12 protein-coding genes are annotated in these 18332 nt (G+C 50.1%); 7 read left to right on the forward strand and 5 right to left on the reverse strand.

The window, feature by feature from the left end; translation table 11 throughout:
• Positions 1–479: 479 nt before the first annotated feature.
• From ACW73I_RS12905 to ACW73I_RS12915, 3 genes are all read right to left on the reverse strand, one after another.
• Positions 480–2960 carry a TonB-dependent siderophore receptor gene (locus ACW73I_RS12905; protein ID WP_458029792.1) on the reverse strand — a complete coding sequence of 827 codons (2481 nt, stop codon included), beginning with the start codon at positions 2958–2960 and terminating at the stop codon, positions 480–482.
• A 254-nt stretch (positions 2961–3214) separates the two neighbouring features.
• The gene (locus ACW73I_RS12910) at positions 3215–4273 is read right to left on the reverse strand and encodes a FecR domain-containing protein (RefSeq protein ID WP_458029793.1); all 1059 of its coding nucleotides are present in this window, start codon (positions 4271–4273) and stop codon (positions 3215–3217) included.
• Between the two features lie 74 nt (positions 4274–4347).
• Positions 4348–4851: an RNA polymerase sigma factor gene (locus ACW73I_RS12915; protein WP_458029794.1), complete on the reverse strand. Its 504-nt coding sequence runs from the start codon at positions 4849–4851 to the stop codon at positions 4348–4350.
• A 354-nt stretch (positions 4852–5205) separates the two neighbouring features.
• On the opposite strand from ACW73I_RS12915, the gene ACW73I_RS12920 reads away from it, so the two are divergent.
• The 7 genes from ACW73I_RS12920 to ACW73I_RS12950 all read left to right on the forward strand — a co-directional run bounded on the left by ACW73I_RS12920 (position 5206) and on the right by ACW73I_RS12950 (position 16672).
• On the forward strand, positions 5206–6528 hold the full coding sequence (locus tag ACW73I_RS12920) for an alanine/glycine:cation symporter family protein (protein WP_458029795.1): 1323 nt from the start codon (positions 5206–5208) through the stop codon (positions 6526–6528).
• Positions 6529–6791: 263 nt separating this feature from the next.
• The gene (locus tag ACW73I_RS12925) at positions 6792–6917 is read left to right on the forward strand and encodes a hypothetical protein (protein ID WP_458029796.1); all 126 of its coding nucleotides are present in this window, start codon (positions 6792–6794) and stop codon (positions 6915–6917) included.
• Between the two features lie 559 nt (positions 6918–7476).
• The gene (locus ACW73I_RS12930) at positions 7477–8934 is read left to right on the forward strand and encodes a TrkH family potassium uptake protein (RefSeq protein ID WP_458029797.1); all 1458 of its coding nucleotides are present in this window, start codon (positions 7477–7479) and stop codon (positions 8932–8934) included.
• A gap of 84 nt (positions 8935–9018) precedes the next feature.
• On the forward strand, positions 9019–9945 hold the full coding sequence (gene secF, locus ACW73I_RS12935; protein ID WP_458029798.1) for a protein translocase subunit SecF: 927 nt from the start codon (positions 9019–9021) through the stop codon (positions 9943–9945).
• A gap of 48 nt (positions 9946–9993) precedes the next feature.
• Positions 9994–13659, forward strand: a complete 3666-nt coding sequence (locus ACW73I_RS12940; protein WP_458029799.1) for a pyridine nucleotide-disulfide oxidoreductase — start codon at positions 9994–9996, stop codon at positions 13657–13659.
• Between the two features lie 157 nt (positions 13660–13816).
• The gene (locus tag ACW73I_RS12945; protein WP_458029800.1) at positions 13817–15904 is read left to right on the forward strand and encodes a cation:proton antiporter; all 2088 of its coding nucleotides are present in this window, start codon (positions 13817–13819) and stop codon (positions 15902–15904) included.
• Between the two features lie 558 nt (positions 15905–16462).
• Positions 16463–16672, forward strand: coding sequence for a cold-shock protein (locus ACW73I_RS12950; RefSeq protein ID WP_458029801.1), 210 nt, complete (start codon positions 16463–16465; stop codon positions 16670–16672).
• A 67-nt stretch (positions 16673–16739) separates the two neighbouring features.
• On the opposite strand, the gene rimO is transcribed toward ACW73I_RS12950, so the two are convergent.
• Together rimO and ACW73I_RS12960 are read right to left on the reverse strand one after the other, a co-directional pair.
• Entirely contained in the window at positions 16740–18056 is a 1317-nt protein-coding gene (gene rimO / locus ACW73I_RS12955) for a 30S ribosomal protein S12 methylthiotransferase RimO (protein WP_458029802.1), read from the reverse strand.
• 86 nt (positions 18057–18142) lie between these two features.
• Positions 18143–18332: hypothetical protein (locus ACW73I_RS12960; RefSeq protein WP_458029803.1), on the reverse strand; the 190-nt coding region annotated here is incomplete at its 5' end.

Here is an 18332-nt window from a genome sequence, read left to right on the forward strand (position 1 = left end):
GTCATTGAATTTTAATGACATAAAAATTTGTGATTTTTAATTTAGTTTTGTACTTCTCAGCAGGAAGCCATGACGGCGCATTGTTGCTTAGAGAATGAATGCGCTATCGGCAAAAAAAGTACGTACTCGGTTTCCAGATTAGGAAACCAGTCAACAGGATAAATCGAGGTAAACACGACGAATAAATGATATTGACCGTTTAACCTAAATTCGGCAGTTGAAGCTATTTGAATGATGTAAATCGCTGTATTCATTGAGAACAACGGTTTTTTTACACTCATCAAAATGGTGACGCTTTCAACCGCTCCGCAGTTGAATTCAGTACTTTAAAATCATATGGTTAGCAGATTTCAACCTAATTAAACTGCTCTTTTTAGGTTTAACCAAGTCAAGGGAACCGGATTATTGCACCCGCTTTTGAAAAACTAACCCGCATTTCGGCTTTGACTACGCTGGCATGAAGCCCAAAGTTTCCTTTCCTAAAATTTCACTACAGCAGAAAAATAAACTGATATGCCATCGGCGGGCGCTACTCGACCAGCAAAATAATTGAAAGGCTGAAAGTAGTCTTGATTGGTAAGATTTTTAACCGAAGTCGCCAACTTGAATCGTGTGGTTTCATAGGCAATCGCGGCATCGAAGCGGTGATAACCGCTGGTTTTAAACTGATTGTTGTTCGACAAGTAGGCACCGGCGCTCAAGTAAACCCCCAAGCCAATGCTCAGACCTTTTATACCGTCTTGCCGGAAACGATAGTTTGCCCAAAATCGGCCCGTATATTCCGGCACTAAGGGTAACCGGTTACCAGATGGAACTCCGGCCAACGCGTCGGAAAATTCGGCCTGGGTGTACGCATAGTTAGCCAACACACCGACCGAATCGTTGGGTTGCCATACCAGGTCGGTTTCAATGCCTTGGGAACGCTGACGGCCTGCAGCGATCGAGCGAAACGGATTGGTAGGGTCGCTAACCGCAACGTGATCGCGCTCTATTTGATATACAGCCATCTGACCGCTAAACCGGCCGGAAAAGTCGAATTTGATGCCTGCCTCGATCTGCTTGGACAATTCCGGATACGGTGCGCCGGAAAAATTCACATAGGGTTGACCACGCATGCCTTCTCCGTATCCGGCAAATAAAGATATATCATCCGTAAGGTCAACGACGCCGCCTATTCGCGGTAAGGGCTTTAATATTTGAGTGTTGACCTCCGCCATGCTGACCTTGTCTTGAAAATCGATTTCCACACCCCCTAGTCTAAGGCTCAACAATGAATGGAAACGTCTGAACAGTGTACTTTGCAGTTGTAAATACCCACCATAGGTGGTGTTGCTGACAACCGAGTTATTATAGGCTATGGTCGGGTCATTATATGCATATGAAAACTCCGGCCTGGACAAATCAACGCTGCTTGAGTCAATAAAATCGGCATTCAGAAAACCCACATCTTTTAGATAACTGTAATCGCCTCCCAACAAAAAGGTGTTTTCGCTAGAGCCCCAACTGAAAGCTGCAGTGGCGTAGGCCAAGGCACTGTATTCACGTTGGCTCTGAAACAACTCGCCATTGACTAACGTCCAATTAGATTCAACCAACGGCGTATCACCTACCGAACCGTCGCTTCCAAACACAGTCATCGATTTTTGATCGAATTCGCCGGCCGCATAACGGGCTTTGACACTTACCGACCAGACCGAGTCAATGACATGATCCAAGGAGGCCCAAACGGCATCGCTATCGGAGTGACTGGTGGGGACGTCCGCCGGCCCGATGAAGGTATGTTCCGGTGTGTGGAAGTAGCCTACTAGAGTACCTGTGGCTGGTAAACCTTGATATTCCGGTTGCCGCCAGCGGGAAATTTTGCCCTGGATTCTGAGTGAGGTGCTGTCGCGATCCGTCAATACCACAGTCGGATTGATGTTGAAACGTCGTGTATGTATCACATCGATCTCACTTTCCGAATCAGTATATTGGCCGGTCACCCGAAACAGCAGATTGTCAGAGACAGGCTGATTCCAATCGAAATAAGGCTGGTAAAAATCGTAGCTGCCTAGCCTGAAACCCACATCGGCAAAAGGCTGATCACGCGGCAATTTGGAGACGACGTTGATCACACCACCGACAGGTGAACCCGAACCGCCGGCATACAGCACCGCATTCGAACCTTTGACAACCTCGATGCGCTCCAGATTAACGGTACTTTCGCGATCACCCGGGTTGTAGTACTGAGTGAAACCATCCACCAATTGCTCGGCGCGAAAACCTCTCACCAAAGTCCCTTCAATTACCGGGGTGTACAGCACGTTGCGCGGCACTACGCTACTGACATTGTACAAAGTTTCACTAAGGGTAATATTTTGCTGATCGTCAATCAGTGAGCGCTTGATGGTTTGAACCGATTGTGGAACTTCTTTGACAGGAGTGTCGGTGCGCGTCGCTGAAATGACATGACTGGCCCGATAACTCCGCGGATCTTCATCCGTAACCAAGCTACCAGTTTTTTCATCGTAAACTCTATCGTTTTCGCCGAGTACGGTAACGGCAGCCATAGTAGAAATCGAGATTGGTTCAGTCGGCGACTTGGTGACCGGTTCGCGCAACACCAAAGTCACCGTGTAGGTATCGATAAATCGATAGTCAAGACCGGTATTTTTCAGTAGCGTGTTCAAAGCCTGTTTCGGCGTCATTTGGCCTTTTAATCCGTCTACCTGGATGCCTCGCACCATGTCGGCCGAGAAAATCAATTCAAGCTTAGAATCAACGGCAAACTTAATCAAAGCATTATTAAGGCTTTGTGCGGGAATGCTGTAATTAATGGTCTGTTCGGAAGCAAAAGTAGCCTGAACAAGTCCAAGACCCAACGCAAAAGTTAATATCACCGAAATGTTATGGGTTATCGAATATTTGACAAAAAATCGTCCGGCCTTAATCAAAATTCTAGACAATGATTTACAAGCCATTGCCTTCAGCCTTGTAAATCATCTACGTCACGCCACCGGCAGTCCTTCGACACGGTCAAGAATAGAAAAAAGTCACTCGGAATTTCGTTAAGTTCATGTAACGCATCTGTGCCGGTGTGTTTATGCAGAATCATCCCTGTGATATCGGATTTATTAGAGGTTACATCTATAAAGCCGTTTGACACCCAAATTCGAGTACAAAAATTCGAACATTTATTTCTTCTAATATTTCAACAACTTCACACGCACTTTACTCAGCGGTGCAGCAGAACCCACCAATCGCTCAGGCGAGTTTCTCGCAAGTCCAGCACATCGCAAACCGACCGCAAAATATCATCCGGTTTATCAAGCGAGAAAACGCCTGTCACTCTCAAATTATCCAACCGCTCGTCGGTAACGAAAATGCGCCCGACCCGATAACGGTTAAGCTCGGCAACGAGTTCGGCTAAAGGACGATCATTGATAAACAAGCGCCGACTTTGCCATGCTGAGTCTTGGTTGAAATCAGTCGATTCCACGTCCTGCAACAGACCATCGTGTCTATAACGTAACTTTTGCCCAACTTGCAGCTCTATTCCACCAGAATTATTTTGCCTCCCTAATAGATCAACTCTAACCGCATGTTGTTGAACTAACACGCTAAGTTCCTGAGGATCGTGCCGGTCCACTTCAAACACAGTACCTAAAGCCCTCACGCCGACATCATCCGTTCTCACTTCAAACGGACGCTGATCCTTGGCAACAGTAAACAGCGCCTGGCCATGATGAAGAACGATTTGCCGGGTTGTATTATCGTAGTTGACGGACACAGCGCTATTGGTATTCAACAGCACACGACTGCCGTCACTCAATTGAATCTCGCGCAATTCACCGGTAACGGTATGGTAGTCGCTCAAAAACCTATTAAACGGATGGGAATTTTCCGGCACCACTAAATTGACGGAAAACAACCAAACTGCTGCTATTGAAAATATTGCAGTCATCCATCGCTTGGCACCCACCGGCTTTTTTCCCTGAATGCGCTTATTAGGATCGTTGGATATTAAGCATAAGCTAATATCACTGGTCGTTGTTTGAGCTCTAACGATAGAGTGCTGATTTGGCATTGGCGCAGCCTGCTCTGCGAGCACCATCTCATCGAATAAATCTTCGGCATAGGCAAACGCCTCGGAATGACGATAATCCTCGGCCAGCCAGTCCGCGAATGCTTTCATTTCGCCATCGCTAATGTTTTCGTCTCGCAAACGGATCAGCCAATCAATGGCTTCTTGTTTCGGCTTAGGCAAATTTGCATCGTCTAAATCTGGGGACATTTTTTAAATCCGACTAGGCATTCTTTTCTAATAAGACGTGTGAATGAAGCGACGTCGATAAAACAGTATCTAAATCAATCATCGATCCGTTGCGCGCAATGCGCTAAGGCCCTGGATAAGTGTTTTCCAACCATCGATAAGGAAATACCCAAGCGCGTAGCGATTTCTGCATATTTCAATCCCTCCACACCATGCAACAAAAACACGGTTCTACAGTCTGGAGGCAGCTCATCTAGTGCACTTTTTAAGATTTCAAGACGTTCTCGAGCGATTAAGGTTTGTTCAGGACAAGTGGACGTGAGGTCAGTGCAGGAATCAATGTCTTCGTCCACCATAAACCGGTTTCTGACGGCAATTTTACGTTGATAGTCGACAGCCAAATTCATGGCAATATGAAAAGCCAAGGCGCGCGCATTATCAGGTGACTTATCTTTGTGCTGAAGCCGCAAATAAGTTTCATGCGTTAAATCGGCCGCAGCTTCCGGACATTTCAAACGTTTAGTCAAAAAACGTCTCAACTCATCGGCTAATGAGTCATTCCAAATTAAATGATTGCTGAGAGAACCGGCTCCATCCATGATTACTTAAGGTAAATTTCGACAAATTTGTAAACGAAAACTATCAGATAAATGGGTCAATATTACTTCCAGCCATAATATGAGTAAATAAATTTTCACTTCCGAATTATTTTATTCGATAACCACTCCGGTATAAAACTCATCCGCTAACCGCATCTACAAAACCACCTTTCCTAAAATACGGAAGATATTGACTGGATCGATAAGCATTCACTTAATCAACGCCGTTTCCAGCCATGAAATAGTATGCTGTCACTCGGCCGCTCGAATCGCGAGTCTTGTGCTGTAGTGTCAACCGGATTAATGTTCGCCGCAGCCCGTTGAATTTATAAAAATCATTATGGAGAATACCCTATGCCAGCCATCGAATCGCTGACCGCCACATTATCCGGCTGGGTTTGGGGGCCGCCGATGTTGGCTTTATTGGTCGGTACGGGGCTATATCTGACGGTGCTGCTGCGCGGCTTGCAGTTTCGGGCGCTGCCTTTAGCGTTTCGACTGATTTTCCATAAAGACCAAGGACATGCCGGCGATATCAGTCATTTCGCCGCACTCATGACTGCGTTAGCGGCTACCGTCGGCATCGGCAACATTGTCGGCGTGGCCACGGCAATCGCGCTCGGCGGCCCGGGAGCGGTGTTTTGGATGTGGATGACCGGCTTGGTCGGCATGGCGACCAAGTATTCCGAAGCGGTGCTGGCGGTCAAATACCGGGAAAAAGGCGAGCACGGCATGCGCGGCGGCCCGATGTATTATCTGGCCAAAGGCGCCGGCCTTCCTAAACTCGGCTGGCTGTTCGCCTTGTTCACGGCGCTGGCCACTTTCGGCATCGGCAACATGACCCAAGCCAATTCCACCGCGAAAATATTCGAAGCGACTTTCGCCATCGATCCTTGGGTTACAGGGCTTGTATTGATGACGCTGACGGCACTGGTGATATTGGGCGGCATCCGTTCGATCGGCCGCTTCACCTCCGTATTGGTACCGTTCATGATACTCGGATATGTCGGGACGGCTGTCACCGTGCTGACACTTAATATCTCCGAGATTCCCGCCGCGTTTGGATCGATCTTCAGCCATGCCTTTTCGCCGGCTTCGGCCAGCGGCGGCTTCGCCGGCGCCGGAGTAGCGGCGGCTATGCGATTTGGCATTGCCCGCGGCGTATTTTCTAACGAATCGGGCCTTGGTTCGGCGCCGATTGCCGCCGCCGCAGCTCGGACGAGAGAACCCGTCAAACAAGCGCTGGTCAGCATGACCCAAACCTTCATCGATACATTAATCGTCTGCACCATGACCGCACTGGTCATTCTGACCGCCGATTCATGGAAGCAAGGTGTAACGGCCGGCCAATTGACCGGCGCCAGCTTCTCCGAAACCCTGGGGGAGTCCGGGCAAATATTCATTGCCTTAGCCACATCGGTGTTCGCGTTTTCAACTTTGATCGGTTGGAATTATTACGGCGAGAAGGCCATCGAATATTTGTTCGGCACCCGTTCCGTTCGGGTATACCGGATAGCATTTATCTCCACGGTCATGGTCGGCGCGATGATGGAGCTGGAATTCGTCTGGAATTTCTCAGATCTAATGAACGGCATGATGGCGCTGCCTAATCTAGTAGCGCTGTTAATGCTGTCGAAAGTCGTTAAGGACGAAACCGATCGCTTTTTTAAGCCTTAAGCATCGCTCAAAAAATCGGCGAACGAACGTGGACTTTGAACTTACCGCAAGTTTGTCAGTCGATTCTGCAACAAAAAATGGAAAATGATAAGATCATGCGGAAACGCGAGTTGATATAAAGGAATGGTCACATATGAATATCAAAAATTATCGCAAAGAAACACGTCGCAAAAGCCCTTCGAGAAGAATCTCGGATAGACGGCAACACGACCATCAATTCGGTTCGCCCGGATGGATAGCAAGTGTCGCCGATCCATACGCGTATGTCCCTAATTTCGATAGACGATTGGGAGAGAGACGGCGTTCAGAAAGAAGACAACCGGAACGTCGCCAAAATTCATGCCTGGAAAGGCAAGTTACTTCAGAACGGACTGTACGTATTTTATTGACTAAGGAAGAAAGAGATTTAATCGAAGATTTATTTCTGCTGAATTCGCTTGACTAAAAAACCGCGAGCTCATAAACCGGATCTTCGCATCGATTTAAGAACGGCAGCCGTTGTTTGTGCGGTTTATCCCGCATACCTCGCAACTCCCACTATACCGGCTAGAGAGCTTGCAGGCCGCAAGCGTGGCCTTCAGACGAGACTCTTGCGCGAGCATCGAGACGGGACGGATACAGCCGAACAAGCGTTGAATGCGTTCATGCCTCGTTATGTCATGGCCGGCTTGGAAAATACGGCCGAAATCTCCGCCGCTAACCATCAGCCTATCCAAACCTTTACTCCTAACCGCCCTATCCCAAGCTGATTCAAATCTTGCAGACAAAATTCGCCTGCCACACGCTTCTGACCCTCCGGCTCTTCAAATCAGCACCCGCTTCGCACCAATGTTCGGCTTAATCAGCGGCAAGTGGATCATTGTATGACTTAATTGTTTGTTACAATTCGCGTCCCTCATCCGTTAAGTACCTCACCGATAGCCGTACTTCGCTTAAGACAGGCAAAATATGCAACGTTTTTGTACCCTGGCCTTCGTTCTGGGCCTGATTCTGATGATTTTCGGGCTGACTTATGCCTTACCGATCGCCGCATCGCTGTATTTTGACGACGGTATGACGGAGCATTTTTTACGCGGCATGTCGCTCAATATCGGAGTCGGCGGTATTTTGGCAGGCAGCACCATGCAGTTCAGGGGGGATGTAAAAAACCGGGATGGTTATTTATTAGTCGCTTTCTTTTGGTTACTGATGGCGTCGGCGGCAACATTACCCTTGATGTGGGGTTTACCGGGACTATCTTTCACCGATGCCTTTTTTGAAACCATGTCCGGTTTTACTACGACAGGCGCCACGATATTGGTCGGCTTGGATAATTTAGCCCCATCCATCAATCTTTGGCGACATGAACTGAACTGGATAGGCGGCTTGGGTATCATCGTACTTGCCGTAGCGATTCTGCCGCTATTAGGCGTCGGCGGTATGCAGCTTTATAAAGCCGAAATCCCAGGTCCGGTCAAAGACAGCAAAATCACCCCGCGAATTACCGAAACGGCACGTTTATTGTGGCTGGTCTATGTCGGCTACACTTTTTTATGTATTGTCAGCTTGAAAATAGCCGGAATGAGCTGGTTTGATGCCATCTGTCACTCCTTTTCGACCTTATCGCTGGGCGGATTTTCCACTCACGACGCCAGCATAGGCTATTTCGACTCCCCGGCCATAGAACTGGTGATCACCGTATTTATGCTACTTTCCGGCATTAATTTCGCCACGCATTACACCGCAATACACCATGCCAGCTTAAAGGCTTATTCTCTCGACCCCGAAGCCTTACCGATGCTAGGGCTGATAGTCAGCACCATCATGCTCTGCGCCATTTACATTTCGCATTTCGATATTTATCCCGACTTCTTATCCGGTCTACGTTATGTCAGCTTCAATACGGTTTCGCTTGCCACCGGCACCGGTTATTCCAGTACTGATTACAGTCTGTGGCCGCCTTTTATCCCGTGGTTGATTTTATTCTTGAGTGGCTTTACGCCATGTACCGGCTCAACCGGCGGCGGCATTAAGATGTTCCGCGCATTATTACTGATAAAACAAGCGGGACGCGAATTGTTCAGTATTTTGCATCCGCGCGCAGTCAATCCGATACGCATTGGGCAAACGCCGATCGCCAACAAAATTATATTCGCCGTGCTAGCTTTTATTTTCCTTTACTTTATCTCCGTCGTACTGACGACCTTCACTCTAATATTCAGCGGCTTGGACCCCGTAACATCCGTCAGCGCGGTGATGGCTTGTATCAACAATACAGGTCCCGGCTTGAACACGGTCGGCCCGGCGTTTAATTACGCCCACCTGAATGACTTCCAAACATGGGTATGCGCCATCACTATGCTACTCGGCCGCTTGGAAGTATTTACCTTAGTTGTGCTTTTTACCCCTACTTTCTGGAGAAAATAGTACAATTTACGGTTTTACAGTTATCAGGCGCGCTTCCGAGCGCAAGCTAACCGTCACTTATACATTACTATTCAGGATTAATTCATGAAGCCCATTCGACGTGTTGATTTTCTTGGCAAAAGAAAACTGGCCTTTATCTTTTCAAGTGTTTTGCTTTTGATTTCACTGATATCGTTCTTGGTCAACGGTTTGTCGTTGGGTATCGATTTTACCGGCGGCAGCGTCTACGAAATGCATTTCAATCAATCCGTCGACTTGGACAAAATGCGCACCACCCTGGCGGAGCGCGGCTTTGCCGACGCCAATGTGCAACATTTCGGCAGCTCGGAAGAGGTATTGCTGAGATTAAAACCGATTGAAGATATCAAGCAACAAGAGCTAAGCCAGCAGGTCATGGACGCGGCCAATGCCAGCCAAGCGCAACCCGGCGAAATGCGCCGCGTAGAATTTGTCGGCCCGCAAGTAGGCGACGAGTTGTTGGATGATGGCGGTTTAGCTCTACTATTCGCTTTCATCGGCGTATTGGTATACGTCAGCATTCGTTTTGAATGGAAATTTTCTGTCGGCGCAGTTGCCGCTTTGATTCATGACTCCATCATCACCCTCGGTTTTTTCTCGGTATTCGGCTGGGAATTCGACATGACAGTCCTGTCGGCCATACTTGCGATCATCGGTTATTCGATCAACGACACCATCGTCGTTTATGACCGTATTCGCGAGACATTCCGTTCCAGCCGCAAATCCGATGTGCAAGAAATCACCAATAACGCGCTGAACGAAACCTTGGGCCGCACCGTTCTGACATCGTTTACCGTCTTTTTGACTGTAATGGCATTGGTCTTTCTGGGCGGGAAAATCATCCACGGTTTTGCGATCGCCATGTTGATCGGCATCCTGGTCGGCACCTATTCATCGATTTATGTAGCCAGCGCGATCGCCCTGGCTTTGGGTCTAAACAAGGAAGATTTGATGATTGCTCAAAAAGAAAATGTTCTGGATGAATTGCCCTAATTAATTAATCTTACATTTCTGACAAGCGATTACTAACGGTACAACTTGATGAACCACATTAATACCAGCCAATTTACCCATCTTACGCTCGGCATTCCGGGGTTTGAATATCAAGACCTGTTCGATGCGAAACGTTTAGACGACCTGCTTTCGGCGTTCGACCAGTCGGTACAAGACCACGACCCCGCCTTATTCGAAGAAATTGCCGCTTACCGCGCGTGTGGCGGTGACGGCATGAAGCCGGAGGAAATCTCGGAATTATTGGTCAGGCTCGCCCCGCTCGTCGGCGCTTTTGTCGCCGGATTATTTAACGTAAGCGACGTTCGCGAGCAACAGATCGAGCAGATTTCCGGTGAATTCGATAGCGTCTTCGTCTACCGTACGGAGATCATCGGCAAGCTGAGTAAGCTGTTTAAAGGCCAGACCATCGAAGGCTGGGACATCGGTGCCTTGCAAGAACAGCTCGACGCATTGCTGGTCGCGACCGGTAAACAAACGCTCTTTAACGATGATCCCGAACTCGCCGTTAGCCAGTTGGGCGCAGAATTGTGGCGATTATCGCAACAAGACGAACTAAACGACACCGATGTGGCGGTATTAAAAAGCCAGATCGGCGAATCGCCGGCCTTGAATGCCTTTTACGACAGCCCGGCCGCATTGATCGCCGGCCTGTTGGACATCGTGTGCCGCTGGAGCTTCGCCGCGACACAGGATGCCGAACTGCAAGCGTTAGTCGAAAAATGGCTGAGCTTTAAAGTCCCGCAAAAAACCGATCTCGACAACCTGGTACACCACGACACCGAAGCCCTGGAAAAATACGATGCCTGGGTTTGCGACGAACACCACCATCGCCGCCGCGACGGCTTTGCGTTGACTGATAAACGTTTCAAACGCCGGCAAGCCTTGTACGAAATCGACCATTGCATCTATTGCCACGACCGCGACAACGACTCCTGCTCCAAAGGCATCAAAAACAAGAAAGACGGCACCTTCAAGGCCAACCACCTCGGGTCCTTAATGACCGGTTGTCCGCTGGAAGAAAAAATCTCCGAAATGCACGTGGTCAAACGCCAGGGCGACAATATCGGCGCATTGGCGATGGTCATCATCGATAACCCGATGTGTCCCGGCACCGGCCACCGAATTTGCAACGACTGCATGCGCGGCTGTATTTATCAAAAGACCGAAGCAGTCAACATCCCGCAAATCGAAACCAACGTGCTGACCGACGTACTGTTCATGCCGTGGGGTTTTGAAATCTACAGCTTGCTGACGCGCTGGAACCCGCTGAACGTCAAACGCCCGGTCGCCCTGCCCTACAACGGCAAAAACGTGTTAGTTGCCGGATTGGGACCGGCCGGTTATACCTTGGCCCATTATTTGTTGAACGAAGGCTTCGGTGTAGTCGGAATCGACGCTTTGAAAATCGAACCGCTGCCTCTGCATCTAACCGGCGATAAAGACAACGTACCCATGCCGATCATGGATTTCAAAGATCTTTACGATGACCTGGACAAAAGAGTCATGCTGGGCTTCGGCGGCGTAGCCGAATACGGCATTACCGTGCGCTGGGATAAAAACTTTTTGAAAGTCATTTACCTGACCTTGTTACGCCGCAATGCGTTCAAATGCTACGGCGGCGTGCGCTTCGGAGGCACGCTAACGATAGACGAAGCGTGGAAATTGGGTTTCGATCACATCGCGATCGCGAGCGGTGCCGGCAAACCGACCGTTATCGATCTAAAAAACAATATGACCCGCGGCATCCGCAAGGCTTCCGACTTCCTGATGGGACTACAATTGACCGGCGCAGCCAAGGAATCGTCCCTGGCCAATCTGCAAGTTCGCCTGCCTGCGGGCGTCATCGGCGGCGGCTTGACCGCGATCGACACCGCGACGGAGCTGCTGGCTTATTATCCGGTACAGGTCAGCAAAATCGTCAAACGCTACGACAAACTGGTCGGCAAATACGGCGAGGCCGACGTACGCGGCCGTTACGACAAGGAAGAACTGGAGATTTTGGAAGAGTTCCTGGCGCACGGCCGCGTCATCGAACAAGAACGCGAACGAGCCGCTGCTGCCGGCGAAACCCCTAACTTCCTGCCCTTTCTGAAACAATGGGGCGGCGTGACGATGTTCTATCGTAAAGGTATCAAAGACTCCCCGGCTTACCGTCAAAATCACGAGGAAATTCACGAAGCCTTATCCGAAGGTATTTATTTGGCCGAAGGCATGAGCCCTGTAGAAGCCATCAACGACGAATACGGCCACTTGAAAGCGGTACGCTTTGAGCAGTTGCAACTGCAAGAAGGTAAGTGGCGCAATGTCGGCGAGGCGGAAATCACTTTGCGCGGATTGTTCATCGCCGCCGGCACCGCGCCGAACACGATCTATCAATCCGAGCATCCGATGACCTTCGAGATGGACGGCAAGTTTTATAAACGCCACGAACCGGAATGGCTGCAAGGCCAAGCGGAACTGACCGCCATGTCCGACGAGGCCCAAGTCAAGGTCGGCAAACCCGCACCGTTTACCTCATACAGCAGCAACGGCCGCTACATCACCTTCTACGGCGACAATCACCCTGTCTACGCCGGCAACGTGGTGAAAGCCATGGCCAGCGCCAAAGACGGTTATCCCTACATCGTCGAGCTGTTCCGCGATGAATTGGCGGCATTGGACCCGGCGCGACAAGCCGACCGCGATGCGCGATTGCGCGCGATGCAAGACCAACTGGACGATCTGCTCGTCGCTCATGTGGTCGAAGTCAACCGCCTGACCCCGACCATCATCGAAGTCGTCATCAAAGCCCCGGCAGCGGCGAAAAACTTCGAGCCCGGCCAATTCTACCGCGTGCAAAACTACGAATCCTTAGCGCCGGTCATCGAAGGTACGAGTCTGGCGGCGGAAGGCCTGGCATTGACCGGCGCCTGGGTCGACAAGGAAAAAGGTTTGGTTTCGCTGATTGCGTTGGAAATGGGTAGCTCCAGCCGCTTGTGCGCCACCTGGAAACCGGGCGACCCGCTGGTATTGATGGGCGTGACCGGCGCCCCGACCGAGATTCCGACCGGCAAGACCGTGTTGCTGTTAGGCGGTGGCCTGGGTAACGCCGTATTGTTCTCTATCGGCAAAGCCATGCGCAACGCCGGCAACAAAGTCTTGTACTTCGCCGGTTACCGCAACCGTGTGGACTTGTTCAAAGTCGCCGAGATCGAGGAAGCCTCCGACGTCATTGTTTGGGCGGTCGACAAACTGCCCGGCAACGAAGCGATTCCGGTCACTCGACCGCAGGACAAAAGCTTCGTCGGCAACATCGTCGAGGCGATGGTCGCCTACGCCGGCGGCGAATTGGGCGAGACGACGCTGAAACTGCAGGACGTCGAACACTTGATCGTGATCGGTTCGGACCGCATGATGGCTGCCGTCAAAGCCGCCCGTTTCGGCGTATTGAAACCCTATTTGAAAGAAGGCCACGAAGCCGTTGCGTCGATCAACTCGCCGATGCAATGCATGATGAAAGGCGTTTGCGCGCAGTGCATGTGTAAACACATCGATCCGGAAACCCATGCGGAGAGCTTTGTCTATTCCTGTTACAACCAGGACCAAGCCCTGGACCGCGTCGACTTTCCGAACCTGAACGCCCGCCTGCGCCAAAACACGGTACAGGAGAAGCTTTCATCGCTTTGGCTGACTTATCTGCTGGAACAAGGCTAATCCGACCTAGGCTGGAATTGACGCCGGCGGCGGTTCGCTTTCCAACATAAAAGCGAACCCGAACTCATTGTGTTGAATGGTAGCCCAAGGCAGTTGCGAGATCGCCGCAACTGCCTTGGTACTTTGATGCCGCAATAAAAATTTTGGAGATTCAGGTATGGATCTAGACGTATTTTTGTCGCTGTTCAGCTTGATGCTGATTTCCCTGGCAGTTTTCATGCTGTCGCAAAAATTGAAAGTGCCTTACACGGTACTGCTGGTCATAGCCGGTTCGCTGCTGGTACCGATTTCCCAGATCGAATTATTTTCGTTCATCACCAGCTTCGAACTCACGCCCGAGCTGTTGTTCTTCGTGTTTTTGCCGATTCTGATTTTCGAATCGGCCTACAACATGAACATACGCCACGTCACCGAAAATATCTATTCCATCGGTTCGCTGGCGGTGGTCGGCCTGTTAATTTCCACGATATTCGTCGGCATCGCCGGGCATTACGCCTTTGAACTGGCCGGGATCGACATACCGATGCTGGCCCTGCTGTTGTTCGGTGCCATCATCTCGGCGACCGACCCGGTAGCGGTATTGGCTCTGTTTAAGGAATACGGCGCACCGCAACGCTTGACCTTGATTTTCGAAGGCGAAAGTTTATTCAACGACGCCACCGGCTTCGCAGCCTTCCTGATCATCTTGGATTTGATCACCAACGGTTACCACGGCTCCGAATCGATCGTCAACGCTCTGTGGTCGTTTTCGATCATGTTGGGCGGGGGACTCGTCTTCGGCTTGATGATGGGCTTCTTGTTTGCCAAACTGATCGAAAGAGTGCGCGGCAACGAACACTTGGAAATCACCCTGACCCTGCTGGTCGCTCACTTCACGTTCATCCTGACCGAAGTCATTTCCGAACACATCGTCATCGCCGGCCAGGAAATACGGCTGTCCTCCATCATCGCCACGCTGATCGCCTCTATGGTCATCGGCAACTTCGGCCGCTACAAGATGTCGCCGGACGTCGAAGAATACATGGAAAAGTTCTGGAGCTATTTCGCCTTCGTGACCAACTCCTTGGTCTTCATCTTGATGGGCTTGCTGTTCGCCGACCTGGCCATCGATTTAAACATCGCGCTGATGCCTATCTTGTTGGGCATCGCCACGGTCGTGGTAGGCCGCGCGGTCGCGGTATACCCCTTGCTTTGGCTGTTGAATAAAACCGGCAAGGAACGCACCATTCCGATGAACTGGATGCATTTGTTGGCGTGGGGCAGTCTGCGCGGCTCGCTGGCGGTCATCATGGTTCTGTTGATTCCCGACGACCTTAGTCTACCCGGCTGGAAATTCAGCTTCAGCGTCAAGGACTTCGTCGCCGCGGTCACGATAGGCAGCATCTACTTTACGCTGTTGGTCAAGGCGACGACGATAGGTAAAGTCATGCACGCCTTGGGCATAGACGCGCTGACCGGCATGGAGGAAGTCGGCTATCATAAAAGCAAAGCGCAAATATACGACAAGTCATTGAAAAAGCTGGAAGATTTACTAAAAGGCCAGCAATTGACTCCGAAACAATACGACAGTTTGAAGCAACGTTATGAAAGCCTCTATCAGATTGCCTGCCTTGAATGTAAAAATGCGATCGGTGAATCGGACATATTGATCGAAAACATGCTGCGCACTTATGCGTTGGGCATCGAAAGAGAGGAACTGAAAGACATCTTTTTACGAGGTGAGATCGAAGAGAAAACCTATAAAAAGATCGCTAATATGCTCAGCATACAAACGGAGCGAATCAAGCGAGGACAACAGCAAGTCGCTTCGGTCGATGAGCATTTTCCGATCGACAGCCTAGAAAAGTTTGTATTGTTGGTGACGCGTGTTGCCTTCTGGCGTAAACACGTTGTACCGGCTGCGGAGTTATACGGTTATTACCGCGCCTTGAGTAAAATTAGCGGCAAAGTGGTTAAGGAGTTGAAAACCATGGAAGATTCCAGCCTCAGCGAGGTGTTCGACGATAAATCGGCGCTGGAAAAACTGCTCGCACTATACCAGGACATACAAGCTAACGCGACGGAGAAAATGCAAGCCGTGATTCACGAAAATGCCGAATTGCTAACCCAACTAAATGAGGCAACCGCCAATCAGTCGCTGGCTATAGTCAAGCAGGACACGTTGGACAAATTGCATAAAAACGAGATCATCACCAGCAAGCTCTACATCATGTTGCGTCACGAACTGGAAGAAAGCAAGCGTTAGAATTCATTCCTTGAAACCCGCTCCGCTGCGAGAATCGCGTTAAAGCGGGTTCACGGTTTCTCGGCAGCATGCATGCATCGGACGGCTAATCAACCGGCGCCCGATTGAACGATCTCGCTAGTCTTCAACACTTAAATGACATCGACGAGAAATACTCAGAGACGCAGTTAAAAAACTAGATAAAAATTTCAGTAGATATCTTAAAAAAATACGGCGCCGGAATGACCGAAAAAGGAATCGATGTCACTCAAATACAGATGATCTTATCCATAACGCTCAAATGATCTCGCTGTGTTCTCGATTGAAATACCGCGTAAATTCAATAGCCTAAAATTTAATCGAGGATAATAACGCTTAGGACGCCGCAGCGATTTCGCGCTGTCACACAACCTTAACGTACAAAATCCATCTTTTTTCTTGGCGTAATTCTATTGATCTGTATAATGGGCAGCGATTTAGCTCGGTATTCGTTGTCGCTTTACACGTCTACTACTACCCCGCTTTATTCACCACCCGTAACACAAACGCCGACAACGGCAATTTTAGCAAGAGAGATTTATGGCAGCACAAGTAGAAGGCAAAGTAAAATGGTTCAACGATGAAAAAGGTTTTGGTTTCATCGAGCAAGAGGGCGGTAAAGACGTGTTCGTACACTTTAGCGCTATCAATGGTTCTGGCCGCAAGACGTTGAAAGAAGGCCAAAAAGTGACCATGGAAGTGACTAATGGTCAGAAAGGCCCGCAAGCTGAAAACGTGACTGCTTTATAAGATCAACCGGTACTTATAAATGCGGCGGCCGCCCGGAAGTGAACGCCGGGCGGTTTAATTTGTGGTGCTAGACTAATTTGCCCCACAAATCGTATTCGTCGGACTCTTCGATCTGCACGTCGACAAATTGACCGACGTTCAGGTGGGTTGCGTTGTCGATAAAGACCTGGCCATCGATTTCCGGCGCGTCGCTTTTACTGCGCGCCACCGCACCTTCTTCGACAACCTCGTCGATCAAGACGGTTTCGACGCGGCCAACTCTACGTTGCAAGCGATTCGCACTGATTGCGGCCTGGTGTTCCATGAAGCGAGCCAACCGCTCCTGCTTGACCTCTTCCGGCACCGCATTCGGCAAGTCGTTTGCCGCCGCACCCTTGACCGGCGAGTAGGCAAAACAGCCAACTCTATCCATCTGCGCGTCCGTCAAAAACTGCAACAACTCATCGAACTCCTGCTCCGTTTCGCCGGGAAAACCGACGATGAAGGTACTGCGTATCGTTAGATCGGGACATATTTTCCGCCAAGCTTGGATGCGCTCCAGATTGTTTTCGGCGGCGGCCGGGCGTTTCATCAATTTCAAGATGCGGCTATTGGCGTGCTGGAAAGGGATATCCAGATAAGGCAAAATTTTACCTTCCGCCATCAACGGCACCACATCATCCACATGCGGATAAGGATAAACGTAATGCATCCGCACCCAAATGCCCAATTCGCCCAAGGCATCGGACAAGTCGTAAAACCGGGTTTGCCGGCCTTTGCCGCGCCACTGGCGCTGCTCGTACTTTAAGTCCAGACCGTAAGCGCTGGTATCTTGCGACACGATCAATAACTCCTTAACGCCGGCATCCACCAACTTTTCAGCTTCGTACATCACGTCGTCGATGGTCCGACTGGCCAAATCGCCTCGCATAGACGGAATGATGCAAAACGTGCAGCGATGATTGCAGCCTTCGGAGATCTTGAGATAAGCGTAATGCTTGGGCGTTAGCTTGATGCCTTGGGGTGGCATCAGGTCCAGAAACGGGTTATGCGCCGGCGGCAATTGTTCGTGTACGGCCTCCACGACCTCATCCGTGGCATGCGCGCCGGTAATCTTAAGCACTTGCGGGTGGCGCGCAAGTATCTCGTCTTGGCGCGCACCGAGGCAACCGGTCACTATCACTTTACCGTTTTCGGCCAAGGCCTCGCCGATGCTGTCCAAAGACTCTTCCACGGCCGCATCGATGAAACCGCAGGTATTGACGATGACCAAATCCGAGTCTTTATAGTTTGGAGAGACTTGGTAACCCTCGGCGCGCAAACGAGTCAAAATCTGCTCGCTATCAACCAGCGCCTTAGGGCAACCCAGGCTGATGAATCCGACATGATGGGGACGTTTGGACATACTATAACCACAAGTAAAATGTCGCGATTATACCGTGCCGCTTATTCAATGCCTAATAATAGCCTTGTCCAATCAGGGCAATCGCGCTAAAACACACTTGAAAACAGAAAGGAGTTGAGATAATTGGTTTCGTGCAGGGGTGCAACGGCCAGGTAGCCGTCGACGTGGATAAGCATACTCATCGTCGCGGCCACGCTCGCGCAGGACAGCAACGATAAGCAGCAAGTCGAGTCGATGTTGGACGAAATAGCCAAACCGGAAAACGATTCGGGCAAG

The sequence above is a fragment of the Methylomonas sp. MgM2 genome (assembly GCF_054172045.1).